Genomic DNA, 19,948 nt, shown 5'->3' on the forward strand with positions numbered 1-19,948 from the left:
CGGAGACGCCGTCCGGACCCGATCCGGTATCGCAGCCACCACACACAGACAAATCGGTGATCGAGGTCAACATGGAGCTGAACGAGAACGCGGAGATCGACACCAGCGAGGTGGACGATCGGCGAGGGGCCGGCGGAGGCGGCGGACTGGGCATCCCGATCCCGCTCGGCGGCGGCCGGGGCGGGATCGTGGGCATCGTCATCGCCGTCCTCGTCGCGCTGGCCGGCGGCGGTTACGGCCTCAACGCCCTCAGCGGCGGCGGCTCCGACCAGGGCGACAACACCGCGCTGGAGCAGAAGTGCGCGGCCCAGGACGCGCTCCAGCAGCTCGACTGCCGCAACACCCTCTACATCAACTCGATCCAGGCGTACTGGCGTACCGCCATGCCCGAGGTCTTCGGCGAGCGGTACCGGTCCGCCAAGACCGTCTTCTTCAGCCAGGCCGTACGCACCGGCTGCGGCGCGGCCGACTCCGGCGTCGGGCCGTTCTACTGCCCGGCCGACCACCAGGTCTACATCGACCTCACCTTCTACCGGCTCCTCGCCGACCAGCTCGGCGCGAAGGGTGAGTTCGCCCAGCCGTACGTGCTGGCCCACGAGTACGGGCACCACGTGCAGAGCCTGCTCGGCACCGAGGCGCAGATGCGCCGCCTACAGCAGCGTGACCCGGCCAACACCAACGCGCTCTCGGTGCGGCTGGAACTACAGGCCGACTGCTACGCCGGCGCCTGGGCGCGCAACGCCACCGGCACCTCGGACAAGCGGGGAAACAAGGTCTTCAAGAGCATCACCAAACAGGACATCCAGCAGGCGATCGACGCCGCCGAGAAGATCGGCGACGACGCGATCTCCAGGCGCGCCGGCCGGCCGGTGAACCCGAACGAGTTCACCCACGGCACCTCCCAGCAGCGCATGCAATGGTTCACCCAGGGCTACTCCACCGGCGACCCGAAGTCCTGCAACACCTTCAACCGGTAGTCGACCCTCTCTTGATCGACTCCGGGTGCGGCAGAGTGTGGTCAAATCCGATGACGAGACCACACTTTGCCGCACATCGAGTCGATCACGCGCCTCGGTGGCCAGGATCGGGATCGCGGACCAGGATCCGCACCGCGCGGGCGGCGGCCACCGCGGCGACCAGCACCGCGTGCCGGGGCTCGGGCACATCGAGCAGCCGGTCGGCGCGCAGCGCGGCGAGCGGGGCCAGCCGCCGGTCGGCCAGCACACCGTCCACCGCCCGGCGGTCGCCGCCGCAGACCAGCGCGGCCAGCGTCGCCGCCTCCGGCAGCAGCAGGCGTACGGCCAGCTCCGTCGCCTCGCCCAACACCGCCTTCGCCTGGTTGTCCCGGCGCCGGGCGAACCGCTGCTGCGACCAGCCACCCGCGGCGGTGCGTCCCTGCACGTAGCGGGTGTCCACCTTGGAGAAGGCCAGGTCCACGCCGTCGGCCATCCCGACCGCCACCCCGCCCTTACGCACCAGCAGCAGGCCGAGCCGCCGCGGCGCGCCGGCGGCGGCCACGAACCCGGGTACGTCGGCGCTCGCCGGGGCGCCGGGCGGGGCGTGCAGCTCGGCCGTCGCCCCGTCCGGGGCGGCGAGCAGCAGGGCGTACCCCTCGGCGGTGGTGGCGGGCGGGCCGTGCCGGTCGGCGAAGCCCTCGACCCAGCGGGCGACGCGGGCCGGGTCGACCTCGACCCACCGGCCGCCTCCGGCTGCGGGTCGGCTGGTCATGGCACGACGGTACGGCACCGGGAACCGCCGTGGCTCGGCGGGAAACGGAACGCGGGAGGACACCGCGACCGGCGTCCTCCCGCGCTATCTATCCGCTGGTCAGTGGACGGTGAGGTTGCCCGCCGTCAGGTTGACCTCGGCGGTGCCGTTGCCCGTCCAGTCGGACGAGAAGAGCAGGGCCCCGCCGTTCCACAGGGTGATGCCGACGGTGTCGTCCCGCCCGGGCGCGCCCCGGTCGGTCACCGTCACGGCCAGGGTCAGGCCGCTGGCCACCACCTTGCCGTTGCTGTCGTACAGGCTGGCCTGGTAGCGCACCTGCGCGACCTTGCCGGCCGAGGTGATCCCCAGCCCGTCGACCACGCCGCCCTTGATCGTGTAGGACTTGCCGCCGGAGCGGAACACGATCTCGGCCTGGCCCGACGCGGCCTTCTTGGCCGTGGCGGGCTTCGCGGTCAGGTCCACCGCGACCTTCGACGCCGCGTCGGCCGGGTACGCCCCCGCCGAGCGGGCGACGGTGATCGCGCCGTCACCGGTGAGGAACCCGCCGTCGGAGACGGCAACCGTCACCTGCGTGGTGGTGCTGCCCGTGTAGTGGCCGCCGACCGTCGCGGTGACGGTGTGCGTACCCGCCGGCAGGGTGACCTCGCACGCCGCGGAGGCGCTCGTGGTCGCCGCGCCGAGCAGCTCCAGGGTGCCGGTGCAGAGCGTCACGCCACCCTCGGTGAAGGTGACCGTGGCGTTGCGGACATCACCCGCGGTGCTGTCCGTCGCCGCAGGCAGCACCGAGCCGTCCTGGACGACGGCCCGCAGCAGCGCCGTGCCCGCGGCACCGCTGGTCGCGGTGCTCACCAGCGTGTCACCGGCCCAGGTCGCCGCCGCGTCCTCGGCGGTGACCGTGATGGTGAACGAGGTGCTGCCGGCCAGCCCACTGCCGTCGGAGACCGTCACGGTGACCGGGTAGTCGCCCGGAGCCGCCGTGGTGGTGCCGGCGACGGTCCAGCTACGCGTACCGGGCAGGGTGTCGGTGCCGGAGGTCACCGACGCCGCCAGCGACAGGCCCGTGGGCAGGCCGGTGGCGGACGCGGTCAGCGCGGCACCGGCGGTGTCGCCGTCGGTCGCCGTGACGGTGACGGTCGGCGAGAGGGCGTCGCTGTACTGGACGCTGACCCCGCCGGCCGGGGCGTCGTTGGTGACCACGGGGGCGGACCGGATGGTGAGGTCGGCGTCGTTGACGTCGAAGAAAACGTTACCGACGGCCTCGATCTTGATCCGGGCCTGCTTGGTCGCCACGTTGGGCAGGGTCACCGTGGCGCTGCCGTTGTTCGGGGTGCTCTCGGCCAGCACGTACGGGAAGGTCTGCCCGCCGTCGGCGGACAGCGAGATCCGCACCTGGCCGACGTTCACCGGCGCCACGTCGGTGCCGGCCACGTCCCAGGTGACCGTCTGGCTCGAACCACCGTCGAGGACGGCGGCGGAGTCCTGCGAGGTGACCAGGAACGGCCCGGCGTTCGGGGCCAGCACCAGCGCGACGTCGGCGCTACCGACGCCGCCGCCACCCAGCCGCCCGTCCCGGGCGGTCAGCTTGAAGTGCAGGGTCCGGTCGTTGGTGAAGCCGACCCAGTCCTTCGTGGGCAGGAACTCCGAGTAGCAGTCGACGATCTCCGCCGGCACGTTCGAGGCACCACCGGTGGGCGGCGGAGCCGGAGCGGCCGGGCAGGCGCCCGTCTTGGCGTTCGTGTTGCCCACCAGGATCTGCTTCATGTCCGGGAAGACCCGGGTCGAGTCGGTGGTCACCGCGTTCTGGCCGGGCGAGTGGTACTTCAGGGTGTCCTCCGGCGACACGTTCGCCGCCTCGCCGAACACCCGGAACAGCGGGCCGGCGGTCTTGGTGTTGCTCATCAGCGCGGCACCTGCCGAGGCGCCCCGGTCGTTCTGCTCCCACATGTACGTGAGCGTGTCGCCGTCGGCGTCGGTGGCGCTGCCGGTCAGCGCGAACGGGGTACGCACCGGAATGGTGACGGTGCCCGGCACGGTGACCACCGGCGCGTGGTTGGCGGTCTCCTCGACCAGGATGCCGCCGTTGTCGATGGCGCCACCCTTGGCCGTCTCACCGACGAAACCGGAGGCTCCCGCGAAGTTGGTGAGCGCGAGCGAGGCGACGTTGGTGTTGGCCAGCGTGCCGCCGAAGGTCACCTGGAAGCCGGTGTCGTTCAGCGTGCCGCTGCCGCCGAAGGCGGCCACGGTGACGGTCGCGCCGGCCGGCCAGCCGGCGATCCCCTCGATGGCGGCCTTGATGCCGGCGGTGGTGTAGTTGGCGCCCCGCACGATCGGCGCCGAGTCGTTGCCGTTGTAGCGGACCTGGAACGAGTCACCGTTGGTGTCGAAGTCGTACAGCGAGACGGTCTGCACCTCGCTGATCGCCGCACGGTTCGACGTGACGTACGTGGTGATCTCGGTGTAGCTGCGGTGCGACCAGTACGGGTCGGTGTGCGGCTGGAGGTTGTCCTGCTGGCAGATGCCGGCGTACGCCATGATCGAGGAGCCGCTGCCCGGCTCGTACGAGTTGGCCGCGCTCCGGTTGCCGCCCGAGCAGTTGTACTGGGTGCCGTTGAAGGTGTGGTTGCCGGCGAACTGGTGGCCCATCTCGTGTGCCACGTAGTCCACGGCGTAGAAGTCACCGATCGGTTGGGGCAGACCGGTGCAGCCCTGCGCCTTGTTGTTGCCGCCGATCACGCCGAGGCTGGCGACGCCGCCGCCGTTGACGCCGAGGCCGATGTGGCCCACGTCGTAGTTGCTGGCGCCGACGAGCTGGCCGAGCACGATCCGGTTACGGCTCAGCGTGCTGCTGCCGCAGGAGCTGATCTGCGCCGTGGTGAAGCACGCCGCCGCGCCACACGGGCCGTTCGGCTCGGTGGCCAGCGCCGGGGTGTTCAGGTTGGTCTTGTCGGTGTCGTTGATCAGCACGAGCCGGATCGCGGTCTCGTCCTCGTAGATCTGGGTGACCCGGTTCATCAGGGTGACCTTGGCGGCGGTGACGTTCTCCGCACCGAAGAAGTTGGCGTAGGAGGGGTCGGTCACCAGCGCCACCCGGTAGGTGCGCAGCTTCACGAGCGGCCCGGCCGGGGCGTCGGCCTGGGCGGCCGCGATCTCGTCCGCCAGGGCGTGCGCCTCGCTCGCCACGTCCTCGCGCTCGACGAACTCGCCGTGCGGGTTCTCCAGGTCACGGGCGAAGTAGCTCGCGTAGAGGCTCTGGTCGAGGTGGTAGTACGGGTCGACGTACCAGTTCCCGGCCGCCGAGCGGACCGAGGCGTGGAAGCCGAGCGGAGTGAGGTCCGCCCGGATGGTCGCGGTCGGGTCGTCCAGGCCCGTGCCGGCGTACGTGGTGATCTCGGGGTGCTTGGCGGCCAGGCCGGCCTCCATCACGGGCGAGTTCACCAGCTCGAAGCGCTGGAACGTCCCGTCGGGCGCGGGCAGCGACACGATTTGCCGCTGCTGGCGTACCGCCTTGCCGCGCTCCCGCGGAGCCTTGTCGAGGGTGCCCTTCAGGCTGCCGCGGTCGAGGGTGAACGCGGCCATCCGCTTGGCCTTGACCGTGGCCTTCTTACCGGCCTTGGTCGGTGCCGGCTTGCCGTCCACCTTGTGCCACGGGCCGTTGGAGGATGGGGCCGCGCTGGCCGCCGCGGGTGCCGCCAGCGCCGGCAGCGCCGCCGCTACCAGCGCGGTGGCGAGTAGAGTCGCGATCCGTCCACGCCGTGGCCGACCGTCTCGTGCACGGTGCCACGGTAGACGCATCAGGGTGATCCTCAAGATGTCTCCCTGCTCGGTGAGGAGTGGTGGAGCCGTCGCACCGTCCCGGGTCGGCGGGGGCGCGCATGGCTGATCCACAGATTGGTCAAGGACCCTAAACGGACGACGGATTCCCGACATCAGCCGAACAGGCGAGGCCCTCCTGACAGGACGTCGAACGGCGCACGTCAGCCAGGCGATCATCAGTCGACATCGACGGCGGCGTACACGGAGGCGGCCGCCCCGACGGCGGAACATCGGTGGTCGAAGATGCGATCAGGACCATGCGTTCGACGGATGGACCTGCCGATTCGACCGATGCCGCCGTAACACCGATGAAGATCAATCGTCATGAGACTGTCATACTTCATATCGTCTGCGGTGGACGGACCGGCGGCTCACCCCAGCAACACGGCGACGGCGAGCACGGCGATGATCGCGCTGGACGCCAGTGCGGTGACCAGACGACCCCGGGGGCCGGTGAGTGCCCGGCCGACCAGCGTCCCGCCCCCGGCGATCAGCAGCTGCCAACTGGCCGAGGCGAGGAAGGCCCCGAGCACGAACAGCCCGGCGGCCAGCACGTCGGTGCCCCCCGCATCGCCCCGGCCCAGGACGAGCGCCGCGAAGTAGACGACCGTGGCCGGATTGAGCAGGGTCAGGGCGAGAATCGCGAAGTAGGCCCGGACCGGGGTGTCCAGCCCGCGCCGCACCACCGGCCGACCGGTCGTGGCCGGCGGGCGCAGCGCCCGCCACGCGCCGTGCCCGGCGAGCCCGAGCAGCACCGCCGCCGCGACCAACCGCAACGGGTCCGCGAACGGGGCGAGCAGGCCGGCCACCACCGCGCCACCGAGGGCGGCCACCGTGGCGTACGCACCGTCGGCGGTGGCGACCCCGAGCGCCGCTGCCGCGCCGACGCGGAAGGACGTACGCGCGCTGAGTCCGAGAATGAGCACCGCGATCGCGCCGACGGGCACGGCGACGCCGTAGCCGGCCACCAGACCGGCGAGGAACGCCCCGCTCACGACGGCAGCGGGATCGCCTCCGACCGGGGGCCGCGCTGCTGTCGGCCGGCACGAGGAGCCGGCGGGACAGGCAGCGTTCGCATCGTCGTGATCGGCACGCGGACATCATCGACCCCCGCCGCGCGCCGGTCCACCGCATTTCGGCCCGGCCCTGCGGGCCGCCGTCGACGTGTCCCGCAAGGTCTCGATCGATGCTATATCGGCCTGGCGCGCTTCCACGATCGCGCGCTGTTGCGGCGGTCGGGGCGCGACAGCGACGATCGGCTCCAGTTCTGGCCTTCGCCTGATACCGCGACCTGGCCGTCGGCGAGGTCGGCGCAGCCAACGAGGTGCGGGTGTCGCCGTACCAGCTCACCGAGGAACGCCAGGCAGAGGTCATCGGCGCGGTACCCGCGCTCGTCGAGCACGTCGTAGCAGCCCTCCTCCAGCACCACGCGAGCGATGGGGCGGGCGCCGGCAGCCAACCCGCGGGTGGTCAACGCCCACGAGTCCGGGCCCACGGGAAAAGGGAATCCTGGTTCCAGCTCACCGACCAGGCGCCAGCCGCCGGCCGGGTGTTCCTGGACGGGCAGCCAGGAGAAGGCCTGGCGGTTGCGGCTGCTCGCCGTGGCCCCTTCCGCCCATGGCCACCGGCCCTCACGGTCCGGCCACACCAGCTGTTGGAACGGCACCGCAGCGCCTCGATAGAAGCGGTACGCCGTGCCGAAGAGCGCGTCGTGCCAGGAGTCGTGTACCGGTCGAAGCTGGGTGGGGAAGTCCTCGATCACCCCGTGGAACGGCTCGTTCTCGCCGGGCCAGCCATGCTCGCGGCCGTGATCCACGTATTCGTTGAGCCAGAGCTGCATGCCCTGGCCTTCCAGCCCGAACATCGCCACCTCAGGGCGGCGGAACGTGTGCCACAGCCCGATGGTGTACGCGAAGTCCAATCCCCCGGCCACCCACAGCACCGACCAGCCGCTCTTGCGAACTCTCGCGACGGTGGCGCCGTCCCGGCCTGGGGCGCTCCCGCTACAGATCAGGCACACGCAGTCCTCAATCACCACCGGCCGACCTTAGCGACCCGCGGTCGCGCTATTTCCTGGATGTAGTGGCCTGGCCGTCGCCTTGAGGCCACTACATCCAGGATCGAGCGCGACCTTGGGATGGGGTGCGGGGGTGGAGACGGGTCGAGCGCGGCACCCCGAAAGGGGTACCGCGCTCGACGGGTGACCGGGCGTGGGTCAGACGTTGAAGCCGAGGGAGCGGAGCTGGTCCCGCCCCTCGTCGGTGATCTTGTCGGGGCCCCACGGCGGCAGCCACACCCAGTTGATCCGGATGTCGTTGACCAGCCCGCCGCCCGGGCCGGTGGTCAGCGCCTGCCGGGCCTGGTCCTCGATCACGTCGGTGAGCGGGCAGGCCGCCGAGGTCAGCGTCATGTCCAGGGTGGCCACGTTCTCGTCGTCGACGTGGACGCCGTACACCAGACCCAGGTCGACCACGTTGATGCCCAGCTCGGGGTCGACGACGTCCTTCATCGCCTCCTCGATGTCGGCGATGGCGGCCTTGCCGCCGGCCGGTGTGGCCCCGCCGACGGCCGGCGTCGCCGCGCCCTCGGTCGCCACCGCGCCGGCCTCCGGCCTGGTGGTGTCCTCGCTGCTCATGCCTTCACCTCCGTCGGGCTCACGCCCACCCCGGCGCGTGCCGCGGCGTCCTTGAACGCCATCCACGACAGCAGCGCGCACTTCACCCGGGCCGGGTAGCGCGCGACACCCGCGAACGCCACCCCGTCACCGAGCACGTCCTCGTCCGGCGTGACCTGACCACGCCCGGACATCAACTCGACGAACGCCTCGTGCACCACGGTGGCGTCGTCCGCGGACCGGCCGCGCAGCAGCTCGTGCAGCACGCTGGCCGACGCCTGGCTGATCGAGCAGCCCATCCCGTCGTACGAGATGTCGGTGAACACCGTGCCGTCGGTGGCCACCCGCACGGTGATCTCGTCGCCGCAGGTCGGGTTGACGTGGTGCGCCTCGCCGACCCGGGCGTCCGGGTCCGCCGCCTCCCGCAGGCCACGGCCGTGCGGGTGCTTGTAGTGGTCCAGGATGATCTCCTGGTAGAGCTGGTCGAGCTGCATCAGTCGAACACCTTCCGCACCTGCTCGAGACCGGCCACCAGCGCGTCGATCTCCTCCGTGGTGGTGTACAGGTAGAACGACGCCCGGGTCATGGCCGGCACGCCGAACCGGCTGCACACCGGCTTCGCGCAGTGGTGCCCCACCCGCACCTGCACGCCGAGCGAGTCGAGCACCTGGCCGACGTCGTGCGGGTGCACGTCGCCGAGCGCGAAGGAGATCGTCCCGCCCCGGCCGACCGGCACGGTCGGGCCGAAGATGCGCAGCCCCGGCACGGTGGCGAGGGCGTCCAGCGCGTACGCCGTCAGCTCCTTCTCGTGCCACTGGATCGCGCGCATCCCGATCCCGCTGAGGTAGTCCACCGCCGCGCCGAGCGCCACGGCCTCGGCGATCGGCGGGGTGCCCGCCTCGAACCGGGCCGGCGGCGCGGCGAACGTCGACCGGGCCATGGTCACCGTCTCGATCATCGAGCCGCCACCGAGCACCGGCGGCATCGCGGCGAGCAGCTCCGCCCGGCCCCACAGCACGCCGATGCCGGTCGGCCCGCACATCTTGTGCCCGGTGAAGACGATGAAGTCGGCGTCGCAGTCGACCACGTCCATCGGCATGTGCGGCACCGACTGCGAGCAGTCGAGCAGCAGCAGGGCGCCCACCTCGCGGACCCGCGCGGTGATCCGCGCGGTGGCGTTGACCGTGCCGAGGATGTTGGAGGTGTGCACCAGCGAGACGATCTTCGTCCGCTCGGTGACCAGCTCCGCCAGCCCGGACTCGTCCAGCCGGCCCTGATCGGTGACCGGGAACCAGCGCAGGGTGGCGCCGGTCCGCTCCGCCAGGAGCTGCCACGGGACGATGTTCGAGTGGTGCTCCATCTCGGAGATCACGATCTCGTCGCCCGGGCCGATCCGGAAGCGCTCGTCCGTCCCCTGGGACGGAGAGGCGCCGGGCCGCAACGAGGCGTTGGAGAACGCGTACGCCACGATGTTGATCGCCTCGGTGGAGTTCTTGGTGAACACCACCTCGTCCACGCTCGGGGCGTTGATGAACGCGGCGATCTTCGCCCGGGCCCCCTCGTACGCCTCGGTCGCCTCGGTGCCCAGGGTGTGCACCGAGCGCGACACGTTGGCGTTGTGCCGCGCGTAGTGCTCGGCGAGCACGTCGAGCACCTGCCGCGGCTTGTGCGAGGTGTTGGCGCTGTCGAGATAGACCAGCCGGTGCCCGTTGATCTCCCGGTCCAGGATCGGGAAATCGGCGCGCACCGTGGCCACGTCGAAACGTGGCACGTCGTCGTACTGCGGCATCCCCTGCGGGATGGCGATGGTGGTCATCTCTGCGGCCCCCGTCCGTGCTGTCAGGCCCGCGCCGAACCGGCCCCGGCCACGTACCGCTCGTAGCCCTCTTCCTCGAGCTTGTCGGCCAGCTCCGGGCCGCCCTGCTCGACGATCCGGCCAGCCACGAAGACGTGCACGAAGTCCGGCTTGATGTAACGCAGGATCCGGGTGTAGTGGGTGATCAGCAGCAGGCCGGTGTCGCCGGTGTCGCGAACCCGGTTCACGCCCTCGCTGACCACGCGCAGCGCGTCCACGTCGAGGCCGGAGTCGGTCTCGTCGAGGATGGCCATCTTCGGCTTGAGCAGCTCCAGCTGCACGATCTCGTGCCGCTTCTTCTCGCCGCCGGAGAAGCCCTCGTTGACGTTGCGCTGGGCGAACGCGGGGTCCATCTGGAGCTTCTGCATGGCGCCGCGCAGCTCGCCGGCCCAGGTGCGCAGCTTCGGCGCCTCGCCGTCGATCGCGGTCTTGGCGGTACGCAGGAAGTTGGCGACGGAGACGCCGGGCACCTCGACCGGGTACTGCATGGCCAGGAAGAGGCCGGCGCGGGCCCGCTCGTCGACGGACATGGCCAGCACGTCCTCGCCGTCGAGGGTCACCGAACCGCCGGTGATCTCGTACTTGGGGTGACCGGCGATCGAGTACGCCAGGGTCGACTTGCCGGAGCCGTTCGGGCCCATGATCGCGTGGGTCTCGCCCGACTTCACGGTGAGGTCGACACCGGCCAGGATCGGCTTGAGCTCACCCTCGGGCAGCTTGACCGACACCTTCAGGTCGCGGATCTCCAGGGTGCTCATTATCGGGTCACTCCATTACTCGGCGTCAGACTGACGTAGATCTCGCCGTCGCGGACTTCGACGGGATAGACGGGAACGGGTTCGGTCGCGGGCAGCCCGGTCGGCTCACCGGTACGCAGGTCGAAACGGGAACCGTGCAGCCAGCATTCCAGCGTGCAGCCCTCGACCTCGCCCTCGGAGAGCGGCACGGCGGCGTGCGAGCACTCGTCGTACACGGCGTAGAAGTTGTCATCCTCGCCGTGCACGATCGCGAGCTGGGTGCCGTCGATGTCGGCGCTGATCGCGGTGCCCTTCGGCACGTCCTCGGTCGCGCAGATTCTGATCATCAGGCGCCGGCCCTGGTGAGCCGGGCCTCGATCGCGTCGCCGAGCCGTTCGCGCAGCTCCTCGACCGGGATCTTGTTGAGCAGCTCGGCGAAGAAGCCGCGGACCACCAGCCGGCGGGCCTCGGCCTCCGGGATACCCCGGGCCATCAGGTAGAAGAGCTGCTCGTCGTCGAAGCGGCCGGTCGCGCTGGCGTGGCCGGCACCGGCGATCTCGCCGGTCTCGATCTCCAGATTGGGTACGGAGTCCGCCCGGGCGCCGTCGGTGAGCAGCAGGTTCCGGTTGATCTCGTACGTGTCGGTGCCGGTCGCCTCGGCCCGGATCAGCACGTCACCGACCCAGACGGTGCGCGCGCTGTCGCCCTGCAGGGCACCCCGGTAGCCGACGTAGCTGCGGCAGTCCGGCACGGTGTGGTCGACCAGCTGCCGGTGCTCCAGGTGCTGGCCGGAGTCGGCGAAGTAGAGGCCGTACAGTTCGGCCTCGCCGCCCCGGCCGCCGTACTCCACCGAGGTGTGCTGCCGGACCAGGTCGCCACCGAGGCTCACCTGCACGTGGATCACCTTGGCGTCGCGGCCCAGCCGCACCTTGAGGTGCTGCGCCTGCACGGCGTCGTCGGCCCAGTCGGCGACGGTGACCAGGGTCAGCTTCGCGCCGTCGGCCACCGCCACCTCGACGTTGTCGGCGAGGGTGGCCGAACCGGCGTGCTCCAGCACCAGGGTCACCTCGGCGAACCGGCCCACCTCGACGAAGGTGTGGCCGAAGGCGAGCGCGTCCGCGCCCTCGCCGACCACCCGCAGGCGCACCGGGGCGGTGACCACCGCGTCGCGCGCGACCTGCACCAGCAGCGCCTGCCCGACCCCGCCGTACGCCAGCGCGCTGACCCGGTCGAACGGGGTGAGCACGCTGCCCAGCCGCGGGTCGTCCTTGCCGATCCGGCCGACGGTGACGCCCTCGGGCAGGTCGGCGTACTCGTGCCGGACCGTGCCCGTCGCGGCCGGCACCTCACCGACCAGGCCGCGGAGACGCTTGAGCGGGGTGAAGCGCCATTCCTCCTCCAGGCCCGTCAGGGCCGGGAAGTCGGCGACGTCGTACGAGCGGAGCGCCTGCGACTTGGTCGCGGGCGGCGCGGAAGCCTGGGTAGTCATCTCTTCCTTGGTCTGTTCTGCGATTGATCGGAGGGTCGGTCGAGCTGGTCGCGACGGGTCCGGGCCGCGCCGGGGATCAGCCGACGGCGCCTTCCATCTGGAGCTCGATCAGGCGGTTGAGCTCCAGGGCGTACTCCATCGGGAGCTCCTTGGCGATCGGCTCGATGAAGCCGCGCACGATCATCGCCATCGCCTCGTCCTCGCTCAGGCCCCGGCTCATCAGGTAGAAGAGCTGGTCCTCGCTGACCTTGGAGACGGTCGCCTCGTGGCCCATCGACACGTCGTCCTCGCGGATGTCGACGTACGGGTAGGTGTCCGAGCGGGAGATGGTGTCGACCAGCAGCGCGTCGCACTTGACCGTGCTCTTGCTGCTGTTGGCGCCCTCCAGCACCTGCACCAGGCCGCGGTACGAGGTGCGGCCGCCGCCCCGGGCGATCGACTTCGACACGATCGTCGACGAGGTGTGCGGCGCGGCGTGCACCATCTTGGCGCCGGCGTCCTGGTGCTGGCCCTCACCGGCCATGGCCACCGAGAGCACCTCGCCCTTGGCGTGCTCGCCGGTCATGTAGACCGCCGGGTACTTCATGGTGACCTTGGAGCCGATGTTGCCGTCGATCCACTCCATGGTCGCGCCCTCGTGGCACACGGCGCGCTTGGTGACCAGGTTGTAGACGTTGTTCGACCAGTTCTGGATGGTCGTGTAGCGGCACCGGGCGTTCTTCTTGACGATGATCTCCACCACGGCGCTGTGCAGCGAGTCCGAGGAGTAGATGGGCGCGGTGCAGCCCTCGACGTAGTGCACGTACGCGCCCTCGTCGACGATGATCAGCGTCCGCTCGAACTGGCCCATGTTCTCCGTGTTGATCCGGAAGTAGGCCTGCAGCGGGATCTCCACGTGCACGCCCTTCGGCACGTAGATGAACGAGCCACCGGACCAGACGGAGGTGTTCAGCGCGGCGAACTTGTTGTCGCCGACCGGGATAACCGTGCCGAAGTACTCCTTGAACAGGTCCTCGTGCTCCTTGAGCGCGGTGTCCGTGTCCAGGAAGACGACGCCCTGCTCCTCAAGGTCCTCACGGATCTTGTGGTAGACGACCTCGGACTCGTACTGCGCCGCGACACCGGCGATCAGCCGCTGCTTCTCCGCCTCGGGGATGCCCAGCTTGTCGTAGGTGTTCTTGATGTCCTCGGGCAGGTCCTCCCAGCTGGTGGCCTGCTTCTCGGTGGACCGGACGAAGTACTTGATGTTGTCGAAGTCGATCCCGGTCAGGTCGGCGCCCCAGGCCGGCATCGGCTTGCGGCCGAACAGCCGCAGGCCCTTCAGGCGCAGGTCGAGCATCCAGGCCGGCTCGTTCTTCTTGGCCGAGATGTCCCGTACCACCGCCTCGTTGAGGCCGCGCTGGGCGGAGGCACCGGCGACGTCGGGGTCGGCCCAGCCGTACTCGTAGCGACCGAGGGCGGCGAGCTGCTCCTCCTGGGTCAGGGGCTGGACGATCTGCTCGGTCATCTATCTGTCCTCACAGTGGTGACGGTGTTACCGGACGGAGAGCCCGCCGGGCTCTTATGCGGCTGGGCCGGAATGTGCGTGGTGCACACCCCGTCGCCGTGGGCGATGGTGGCCAGGCGCTGCACGTGGGTGCCGACCAGACGGGAGATCACCTCGGTCTCGGCCTCGCACAGCTGGGGGAACTCGGCGGCCACGTGCGCCACCGGGCAGTGGTGCTGGCAGAGCTGGCCGCCGGAGGCGATCGTCGACGCGTTGGCAGCGTAACCCTCGGCGGTCAACGCCCCGGCGAGCGCCTCCGCCCGCGCGAGCGGGTCGTCGCCGGCGTCCTCCATGGCGGCCCGGCAGCGCTCCTCCAGCGTGCTCACCTGGTCGGCGGCGAAGGCCTCGACCGCGTCCACGCCCCCGCTGCGGGCGATCCAGCGCAGCGCGGCGGTGGCGATGTTGTCGTAGTGGTGGGTCCCGCAGCGCAGCCGCGCCGCCTCGGTCAGCACGAAGACCTTGGCCGGGCGGCCCCGGCCCCGGCTGCCCCGTACGACCTGCTCGCGGGCGACCACGTCGCCGTCGGCGAGCATCGCGTCGAGGTGCCGGCGGATCGCCGCGGGGCTGAGCCCGAGCGCCGAGCCGAGCTGGACGGCGGTGGTCGCGCCCCGCTCCAGCAACAGCTGGGTGACCCGGTCCCGGGTGGAGAGGTCGGCGGACCCGGGCTGCGACAACGCCGGCTCGCCACGCCGCGGCCTGGCGCCGTCGGCCTGGCGTCCGGAGAGCCCCGCCGCCTTTTTCACAACGGCAACGTTACGTAATTCGGCGGAGGGCCGCAAACCGGGTCCCGGTGATTCCCGACACCGGGGTGGCGGAGTCACCCGATCGTGTTCCACTACGGTGCGTAGGATTCGCTCCGTGAAGCCTTCCGTCCGGTTCCCGGTCCCCGCCGTGGTGCAGCGCTACCTCGACCGCGTCCCGGTCTCCGCCACGCTGCTGCGCCGCCTCGCGTACGCCTCGATCATCGCGAACGTGGCGATCGTGGTGACCGGCGGGGGGGTCCGGCTCACCCGCTCCGGCCTCGGCTGCCCCACCTGGCCCCGGTGCACCGACGCCTCGTACGTCGCCACCCAGGAGATGGGCGTGAACGGAGCGATCGAGTTCGGCAACCGGCTGCTCACCTTCGTGGTCGGGGCCATCGCGCTCGCCGTGGTGCTGGCCGTGCTGGCGCGGCCCCACCGGCGCGGGCTGCTGCCGCTCGCGGTCGGTGTGCTGCTCGGCATCCCCGCCCAGGCGGTGGTCGGCGGGATCACCGTACTGACCAACCTCAACCCGTGGGTGGTCGGGCTGCACTTCCTCGCCTCGATGGCGGTGATCGCCGCCGCGTACGCCCTCTGGCGGCGCATCGTGGAGCCGGACGGCCCGGCGACGCCCACCGTGCCGCCCGCGCTGCGTACCCTCGCCAGGCTCACCACGCTGGCGAGCGCGGCGGTGCTGCTGGTCGGCACCTGGGTGACCGGCAGCGGCCCGCACGCCGGCGACCAGGGCGCGGCCCGCAACGGCCTCGACCCGGAGTCGATCTCCCAGGTGCACGCCGACGGCGTCTTCCTGTTGATCGGCCTCTCGGTGGCGCTGGTCTTCGCGTTCCGCGCGGTCGGCGCCGAACGGGCGGCCCGGGCCGCCGCCGTGCTGGTCGCGGTCGAGCTGGGCCAGGGCCTGATCGGCTTCGTCCAGTACTTCACCCACCTGCCCGTGGTGCTGGTCGCCGCGCACATGCTCGGCTCCTGCCTGGTGCTGCTGGCCACCCTGGCGATGCTCTGGTCGACCCGGGAGCGCCACCCGGTCGCGCCGACGGCCCGCCCGGTCCCCGCCGCCGAACACCTCCCCGCCCCCGCCTGAACCACCCCCTCTCCCCCGCTGTCGCCGCATCGATCATGAAGCTGTCGGGCGCGACACGGGGCTGGCGGGGGCGAACTGAGGGGGCGGGTTAGCCGGCGCGGGGAAGTGGGAATGCGGTCCGCCGACGGACCGTCCGCGCCGAGGGGAGTTCCGGGTGTCGCGCAAGGGCCTGTCCACGACCGTCCCGCAGCGGCTCGCCCCGGTCGCCGGCGCGCCGCTGTGGTGCGACGCGCGCGACTTCGGGCTCACCGGCGACGGGGTGACCAACGACCAGCCGGCGCTGGCGGCGTTGGTGGACCGGCTGGGCGAGGGGTACGCCGCCGACGGGCGGGCCCGGGTGATCTACTGCCCGCCCGGCATCTACTCGATCCGGGATGCCAGCACCGTGTGGCGCAGCGGTGTCTCGTTGATCGGCGCCGGTTCCGCGGCGACCCGCTTCCTGCTCAGCAACGAGGGAAACCGCGGCGACCCGGTGCCACTGGCGTTCTGGACCTCGGTGCAGCACGGCGCCGACCGGGACCGGCACATCGCCGACTGCACGTTCGCCGACTTCGAGATCGACGGCTCGGGCGTCGGCATGGCCGAGTACAACTACCTCGCCAAGGGCCTCGGCCTGCAGTACGTGGTGCGCGGCGTGTTCCGCAACCTCTACATCCACCACACCGGGGCGACCGGGCTCGGCTGCGACTTCCTGCAGGACAGCCTGATCGACGGGGTGGTCGTGGTGGGCTGCGGCCGGCTCGACAACGGCGAGCAGATGGGTGGCGCGGGCATCGGCGTCGGCATCGGCGGCTGGGGCGACGTGGAGCGGCTCACCATCGCCAACTGCACCACGGTCGGCAACGGCACCAACGGGATCTTCCTGGAGCTACAGAAGGACCACTGGCCGCCCCCGCGCGGCTTCCGCATCATCGGCTGCCACAGCCAGGCCAACCGGTTCGGCATCTCAGACTGGGGAGCCGACGGCCTGGTGGTGTCCGCCTGCACCCTCACCAACAACCTGGAGGCCGGGTTCGACGTCTCCGCCAACGGCACCGCGGGCGTGGCCGGCCGGGGCGGCCTGCTGACCGGGTGCGACATCGACCGCAACGTCGGCGACGGGATCAGCATGGGCAACACCCCCGGCGCGTACGCGGTGCGGGGCAACCGGATCACCCGCAACGGCGGATACGGCTATCACGAGCACGACCTGGGCAGCGGCTACCGGGGACCGGCGGCCGACGTGGTGGTCGAGAGCAACGACATCCGGGACAACGCCCTGGACGGCATCCGGATCGACCGGCCGATGATCGACGCGACGCTGCTCGGCAACCGGATCCGCGACAACGGGCGGCGCTCCGCCCCGGCGCACCGCGGCGGCGGCGACGCCGTGCGCTACGGGCCCCGCACCGTGATCGACGGCGCGGCGGACTGGCCCTGGGACGGGCACCGGGGCAAGACGATCCGGGTCGACTCGCGGGTGGCCGTGGTGGCGGCCAACACCGCCACGGAGCTGTCCCTCGCCGAGGTGCGCCCGGACGGCGCGACCGGCTGGAACGAGGCGAGCCCGCCACCCGGCGCCCCGTACGAGCTGCCGGCCGGTCCGGCGGTCCGCGCCGGGATCGCCGTCAACGCCCGGTTCGAGTCGGCCACGGTGCGGGGCAACCGGATCTGGAACCGCGACGAGGAGACCCAGACGTACGGGTTCTGGGTCACCGCCGCGGGCAGCTGCGTCTCCTGCCGGATCGAGGACAACGACTTCGCCGGCACCGAGGCCGCCGTCCGGTTGGAGACGCCCCTGGTCGGCGGGCGCTGGGACCACAACCACGAGGACGTGGAGTGAGGCCGGCGCCGCCTCGGCCGGGCCGGGCCCGCCGGGTCAGGACCGGCGGGCCAGGTGGGCCGCGATCGCCGCGGCGAGGCGGTCGGGGGCGCTGTCGGCGTACCCGATGAACAGGCTCGGCTCGGTGAGCTCCAGCTCGACCAGGACCGGTGCCCCGTCCGGGCCGGGAATCAGGTCGACCCGGGCGTAGAGCAGCCGGTCCGGGCCGCCCGGGACGGCGGCCAGGGCCAGTTGCGCCACCGCGAGCTGGTCGGGGAGCGCCGTCCGGCGGTCGATCCGCTCGGCCCGGTAGAGCTCGGCCACGCCCAGGTCGGGGCCGGTCAGCATCGGCCCCTTACGGATGGCGTGGCTGAACGCCAGGCCGCCCGGCCCGGCGAGGAAGAGCAGCGCGGTCTCCCCGGCGGTGTCCACCGCGCTCAGGTACGGCTGGACCATGGCGACCCGGGCGGCGGCGGTGAGTCGCCGCACGTGCGACGCGGCCAGCTCCCGGTGCTCCGGGTCGGCCAGGTCGTACCGGCCGGTGTCCTGGCTGCCGGCGCTGACCGCCGGCTTGATCACGTATTCGCCGGAGTCGGCGGGCAGCGCCCAGGTCTCCCCCGGCTCGATCCAGGCGGTCGCCACGGTGGGCACGCCGGCGGCGGAGAGCTCGGCGAGGTACCGCTTGTCGGTGTTCCAGCCGACCACGTCGACGGGGTTGGCCAACCGCGGCACGGCCTGCGCCCAGGCGACGAACTCGTCGCGGCGCAGCGGGTAGTCCCAGGGTGAGCGGAGGACGACCAGGTCGTACCCGGACCAGTCCACGGCCGGGTCGTCCCAGATCGCCGCCTCGGCGGCGACGCCGCGGGCGGCCAGCGGGGCGAGCACGAGCCGGTCGTCCGGGTCGAGGTCGGGCAGGGCGGAACAGGTGACGAGGGCGACCCGGGGTTCCCCCCGGGTCGGCTGGTGGTGGGCCAACTTACGTCAACGGGCCATCGTGCGCCGGGCCATCGACCGCCAGAGGTCGTTGCTGGGCCGCATCTGGTCCATCAGCTCACGCTCCCAGCCGTTCTCGATGGTGACCCCGGCCATGGCGCACGCCTGCCGCGCGACGTCGGTGCCGTCGGCGAACTGGTCGGCCCACGCGCCGTCGGAACCCACGAGGACGATCCGCGCGCCGCGCTTGCCGACGTACTCGATGACCGCCTTCGCGCCGCCGTGCCCGGCGGCGAACGACTTGATGCCGGCTACCAGGCCGTCGGGGGCCTGGTCGACCGTCTGTTCAGCCGTCAGCGTCGTATCGGAACCATCTGCCATGACGCGAAGCCTAAGCAGACATGCACCCACATGTGCGAGAACGATGAACTAATTGTGATACCAATTACCCGCCGGTTTAAGGAAGAGCACAGGAAGTTTGACCAGACATGTCCTACTAAGTCACCTCGAAACGGACAGGCGAGATCGTCACATTCTGTCCGAGTTGAGCCAACCTCGCTCAGCCCGAAAAAGATTCAGGTGAGCGGCGTGACCTGCGGCAATCCATCCACCCCGGTCTCTGCCGGGCCGGATCAGAGCAGGGCGTCGAGCGCGACGGCCGCGAAGAGGATGGTCAGGTAGGTGGTCGACCAGTGGAACAGCCGCATCGGCTTGACCGCCTCGCCACGCGTCGCGCGCCGGCAGAGCTTGTGCGCCTCGACCACGAAGATGCCGCCGACGACCAGCGCGGTCACCCCGTAGATCGGGCTCATCCCCAGCGGCCAGACGGCCAGCGAGGAGATCAGGGTCAGCCACGAGAAGGCGAGGATCTCCGCGTTCACCCGACGGACCGAGGCGACCACCGGCAGCATCGGGACGCCGGCCCGGGCGTAGTCGGCCTTGTACTTGATCGCCAGCGCGTAGAAGTGCGGCATCTGCCAGAAGAAGACCACCGCGAAGAGCGCCCACGCGGCGGGGGCCAGCGAGCCGGTGACCGCGGCCCAGCCGATCAGCACCGGCGCCGACCCGCAGATGCCGCCCCAGAACGTGTTCGCCGCCGTGGTCCGCTTCAACCACAGCGTGTAGACCAGGTCGTAGTACACGATCGCGGCCAGGGTCAGCCCCGTCGCCAGCCAGTTGGTGAACACGGCCATCAGCGCCAGCGAGACCGCCGCCAACACCAGACCGAAGATCAGCGCGCTGCGCGGCGACACGGTGTGCGCCGGCAGCGGCCGGCGCTTGGTGCGCCGCATCAACTGGTCGATGTCCCGGTCGATGTAGCAGTTGAGCACGCTGGCCGCACCGGCGGCGAGCGAGCCACCGACCAGCACCACAGCCACCAGCCAGAGCGAGGGCATGCCGCCGTCGGCGAGCATCATCGCCGGCACCGTGGTGACCAGCAGCAGCTCGACGATCCGCGGCTTGGTGAGGGCCACGTACGCGGACACCACCGCCCGGACGCCCCGCTGGCCGTTCACCGCCTCCTCGGGCACCGGGCGCACCGGCGGCTGTCCGCCAGAGTTGCTGACGGGGCGCTCGGTGATCATGCTCACG

18 protein-coding genes are annotated in these 19,948 nt (G+C 71.3%); 3 read left to right on the forward strand and 15 right to left on the reverse strand.

The features are described from left to right. Window positions 1-71: 71 nt before the first annotated feature. Entirely contained in the window at window positions 72-977 is a 906-nt protein-coding gene (gene ypfJ / locus GA0070604_RS22015) for a KPN_02809 family neutral zinc metallopeptidase (protein WP_091127320.1), read from the forward strand. A gap of 85 nt (window positions 978-1,062) precedes the next feature. On the opposite strand, the gene GA0070604_RS22020 is transcribed toward ypfJ, so the two are convergent. The 12 genes from GA0070604_RS22020 to GA0070604_RS22075 all read right to left on the reverse strand — a co-directional run bounded on the left by GA0070604_RS22020 (window position 1,063) and on the right by GA0070604_RS22075 (window position 14,525). Beyond that, window positions 1,063-1,728: an acVLRF1 family peptidyl-tRNA hydrolase gene (locus tag GA0070604_RS22020; RefSeq protein WP_091127321.1), complete on the reverse strand. Its 666-nt coding sequence runs from the start codon at window positions 1,726-1,728 to the stop codon at window positions 1,063-1,065. A gap of 99 nt (window positions 1,729-1,827) precedes the next feature. Beyond that, window positions 1,828-5,520 (reverse strand): reprolysin-like metallopeptidase, encoded by a 3,693-nt coding sequence (locus tag GA0070604_RS22025; protein WP_244162043.1) that lies wholly within the window; start codon window positions 5,518-5,520, stop codon window positions 1,828-1,830. A 392-nt stretch (window positions 5,521-5,912) separates the two neighbouring features. Then, on the reverse strand, window positions 5,913-6,536 hold the full coding sequence (locus tag GA0070604_RS22030) for a LysE family transporter (protein WP_091121743.1): 624 nt from the start codon (window positions 6,534-6,536) through the stop codon (window positions 5,913-5,915). Between the two features lie 194 nt (window positions 6,537-6,730). Next, window positions 6,731-7,579 carry a DUF4262 domain-containing protein gene (locus tag GA0070604_RS22035; protein ID WP_091121746.1) on the reverse strand — a complete coding sequence of 283 codons (849 nt, stop codon included), beginning with the start codon at window positions 7,577-7,579 and terminating at the stop codon, window positions 6,731-6,733. 177 nt (window positions 7,580-7,756) lie between these two features. Beyond that, a complete protein-coding gene (locus GA0070604_RS22040) occupies window positions 7,757-8,176 on the reverse strand; it encodes a metal-sulfur cluster assembly factor (protein WP_091121749.1) in 420 nt (139 codons plus the stop codon). Continuing rightward, a complete protein-coding gene (gene sufU / locus GA0070604_RS22045; protein WP_091121752.1) occupies window positions 8,173-8,649 on the reverse strand; it encodes a Fe-S cluster assembly sulfur transfer protein SufU in 477 nt (158 codons plus the stop codon). The genes GA0070604_RS22040 and sufU overlap by 4 nt, the downstream gene beginning before the upstream one ends. Then, complete coding sequence (locus GA0070604_RS22050; protein ID WP_091121756.1) at window positions 8,649-9,971, reverse strand: cysteine desulfurase; 1,323 nt, start codon at window positions 9,969-9,971, stop codon at window positions 8,649-8,651. Before GA0070604_RS22050 ends, sufU begins: the two co-directional genes overlap by 1 nt. A 23-nt stretch (window positions 9,972-9,994) precedes the next feature. Further along, the gene (sufC, locus tag GA0070604_RS22055) at window positions 9,995-10,768 is read right to left on the reverse strand and encodes a Fe-S cluster assembly ATPase SufC (protein WP_091121759.1); all 774 of its coding nucleotides are present in this window, start codon (window positions 10,766-10,768) and stop codon (window positions 9,995-9,997) included. Next, window positions 10,768-11,094: a non-heme iron oxygenase ferredoxin subunit gene (locus tag GA0070604_RS22060; RefSeq protein WP_091121762.1), complete on the reverse strand. Its 327-nt coding sequence runs from the start codon at window positions 11,092-11,094 to the stop codon at window positions 10,768-10,770. The genes sufC and GA0070604_RS22060 overlap by 1 nt, the downstream gene beginning before the upstream one ends. Then, the gene (gene sufD, locus GA0070604_RS22065; RefSeq protein ID WP_091121766.1) at window positions 11,094-12,236 is read right to left on the reverse strand and encodes a Fe-S cluster assembly protein SufD; all 1,143 of its coding nucleotides are present in this window, start codon (window positions 12,234-12,236) and stop codon (window positions 11,094-11,096) included. The genes GA0070604_RS22060 and sufD overlap by 1 nt, the downstream gene beginning before the upstream one ends. A 76-nt stretch (window positions 12,237-12,312) precedes the next feature. After that, complete coding sequence (gene sufB, locus GA0070604_RS22070) at window positions 12,313-13,743, reverse strand: Fe-S cluster assembly protein SufB (protein ID WP_091121769.1); 1,431 nt, start codon at window positions 13,741-13,743, stop codon at window positions 12,313-12,315. Further along, window positions 13,740-14,525: a helix-turn-helix transcriptional regulator gene (locus GA0070604_RS22075; protein ID WP_377592128.1), complete on the reverse strand. Its 786-nt coding sequence runs from the start codon at window positions 14,523-14,525 to the stop codon at window positions 13,740-13,742. Before GA0070604_RS22075 ends, sufB begins: the two co-directional genes overlap by 4 nt. A 115-nt stretch (window positions 14,526-14,640) precedes the next feature. Here GA0070604_RS22075 and GA0070604_RS22080 point away from each other — a divergent pair, with 115 nt between their 5' ends. Then, the gene (locus GA0070604_RS22080) at window positions 14,641-15,621 is read left to right on the forward strand and encodes a COX15/CtaA family protein (RefSeq protein WP_244162044.1); all 981 of its coding nucleotides are present in this window, start codon (window positions 14,641-14,643) and stop codon (window positions 15,619-15,621) included. Window positions 15,622-15,775: 154 nt separating this feature from the next. Then, a complete protein-coding gene (locus GA0070604_RS22085) occupies window positions 15,776-17,443 on the forward strand; it encodes a right-handed parallel beta-helix repeat-containing protein (RefSeq protein WP_091121773.1) in 1,668 nt (555 codons plus the stop codon). Window positions 17,444-17,479: 36 nt separating this feature from the next. Here GA0070604_RS22085 and GA0070604_RS22090 read toward each other — a convergent pair whose 3' ends face one another. The 3 genes from GA0070604_RS22090 to GA0070604_RS22100 form a co-directional block, all read right to left on the reverse strand. Continuing rightward, a complete protein-coding gene (locus tag GA0070604_RS22090) occupies window positions 17,480-18,397 on the reverse strand; it encodes an ATP-grasp domain-containing protein (protein WP_091121777.1) in 918 nt (305 codons plus the stop codon). A 6-nt stretch (window positions 18,398-18,403) separates the two neighbouring features. After that, on the reverse strand, window positions 18,404-18,736 hold the full coding sequence (locus GA0070604_RS22095) for a hypothetical protein (protein ID WP_091121781.1): 333 nt from the start codon (window positions 18,734-18,736) through the stop codon (window positions 18,404-18,406). Window positions 18,737-18,987: 251 nt separating this feature from the next. Then, window positions 18,988-19,947, reverse strand: coding sequence for a heme o synthase (locus tag GA0070604_RS22100; RefSeq protein WP_091121784.1), 960 nt, complete (start codon window positions 19,945-19,947; stop codon window positions 18,988-18,990). Between the last annotated feature and the right edge of the window lies 1 nt (window position 19,948).

Origin of the sequence: Micromonospora eburnea, assembly GCF_900090225.1 — a bacterium.
In the GTDB taxonomy this organism is placed as follows: Bacteria; Actinomycetota; Actinomycetes; order Mycobacteriales; family Micromonosporaceae; genus Micromonospora; species Micromonospora eburnea.

Excerpts from the sequence above, each read along its gene's own strand:
- sufC (WP_091121759.1), bottom strand. The coding sequence starts at position 10,768 with ATGAGCACCCTGGAGATCCGCGACCTGAAGGTGTCGGTCAAGCTGCCC.
- ypfJ (WP_091127320.1), top strand. The coding sequence starts at position 72 with ATGGAGCTGAACGAGAACGCGGAGATCGACACCAGCGAGGTGGACGAT.
- sufB (WP_091121769.1), bottom strand. The coding sequence starts at position 13,743 with ATGACCGAGCAGATCGTCCAGCCCCTGACCCAGGAGGAGCAGCTCGCC.
- GA0070604_RS22050 (WP_091121756.1), bottom strand. The coding sequence starts at position 9,971 with ATGACCACCATCGCCATCCCGCAGGGGATGCCGCAGTACGACGACGTG.
- sufU (WP_091121752.1), bottom strand. The coding sequence starts at position 8,649 with ATGCAGCTCGACCAGCTCTACCAGGAGATCATCCTGGACCACTACAAG.
- GA0070604_RS22020 (WP_091127321.1), bottom strand. The coding sequence starts at position 1,728 with ATGACCAGCCGACCCGCAGCCGGAGGCGGCCGGTGGGTCGAGGTCGAC.
- GA0070604_RS22095 (WP_091121781.1), bottom strand. The coding sequence starts at position 18,736 with ATGGCAGATGGTTCCGATACGACGCTGACGGCTGAACAGACGGTCGAC.
- GA0070604_RS22040 (WP_091121749.1), bottom strand. The coding sequence starts at position 8,176 with ATGAGCAGCGAGGACACCACCAGGCCGGAGGCCGGCGCGGTGGCGACC.
- GA0070604_RS22060 (WP_091121762.1), bottom strand. The coding sequence starts at position 11,094 with ATGATCAGAATCTGCGCGACCGAGGACGTGCCGAAGGGCACCGCGATC.
- sufD (WP_091121766.1), bottom strand. The coding sequence starts at position 12,236 with ATGACTACCCAGGCTTCCGCGCCGCCCGCGACCAAGTCGCAGGCGCTC.
- GA0070604_RS22025 (WP_244162043.1), bottom strand. The coding sequence starts at position 5,520 with ATGCGTCTACCGTGGCACCGTGCACGAGACGGTCGGCCACGGCGTGGA.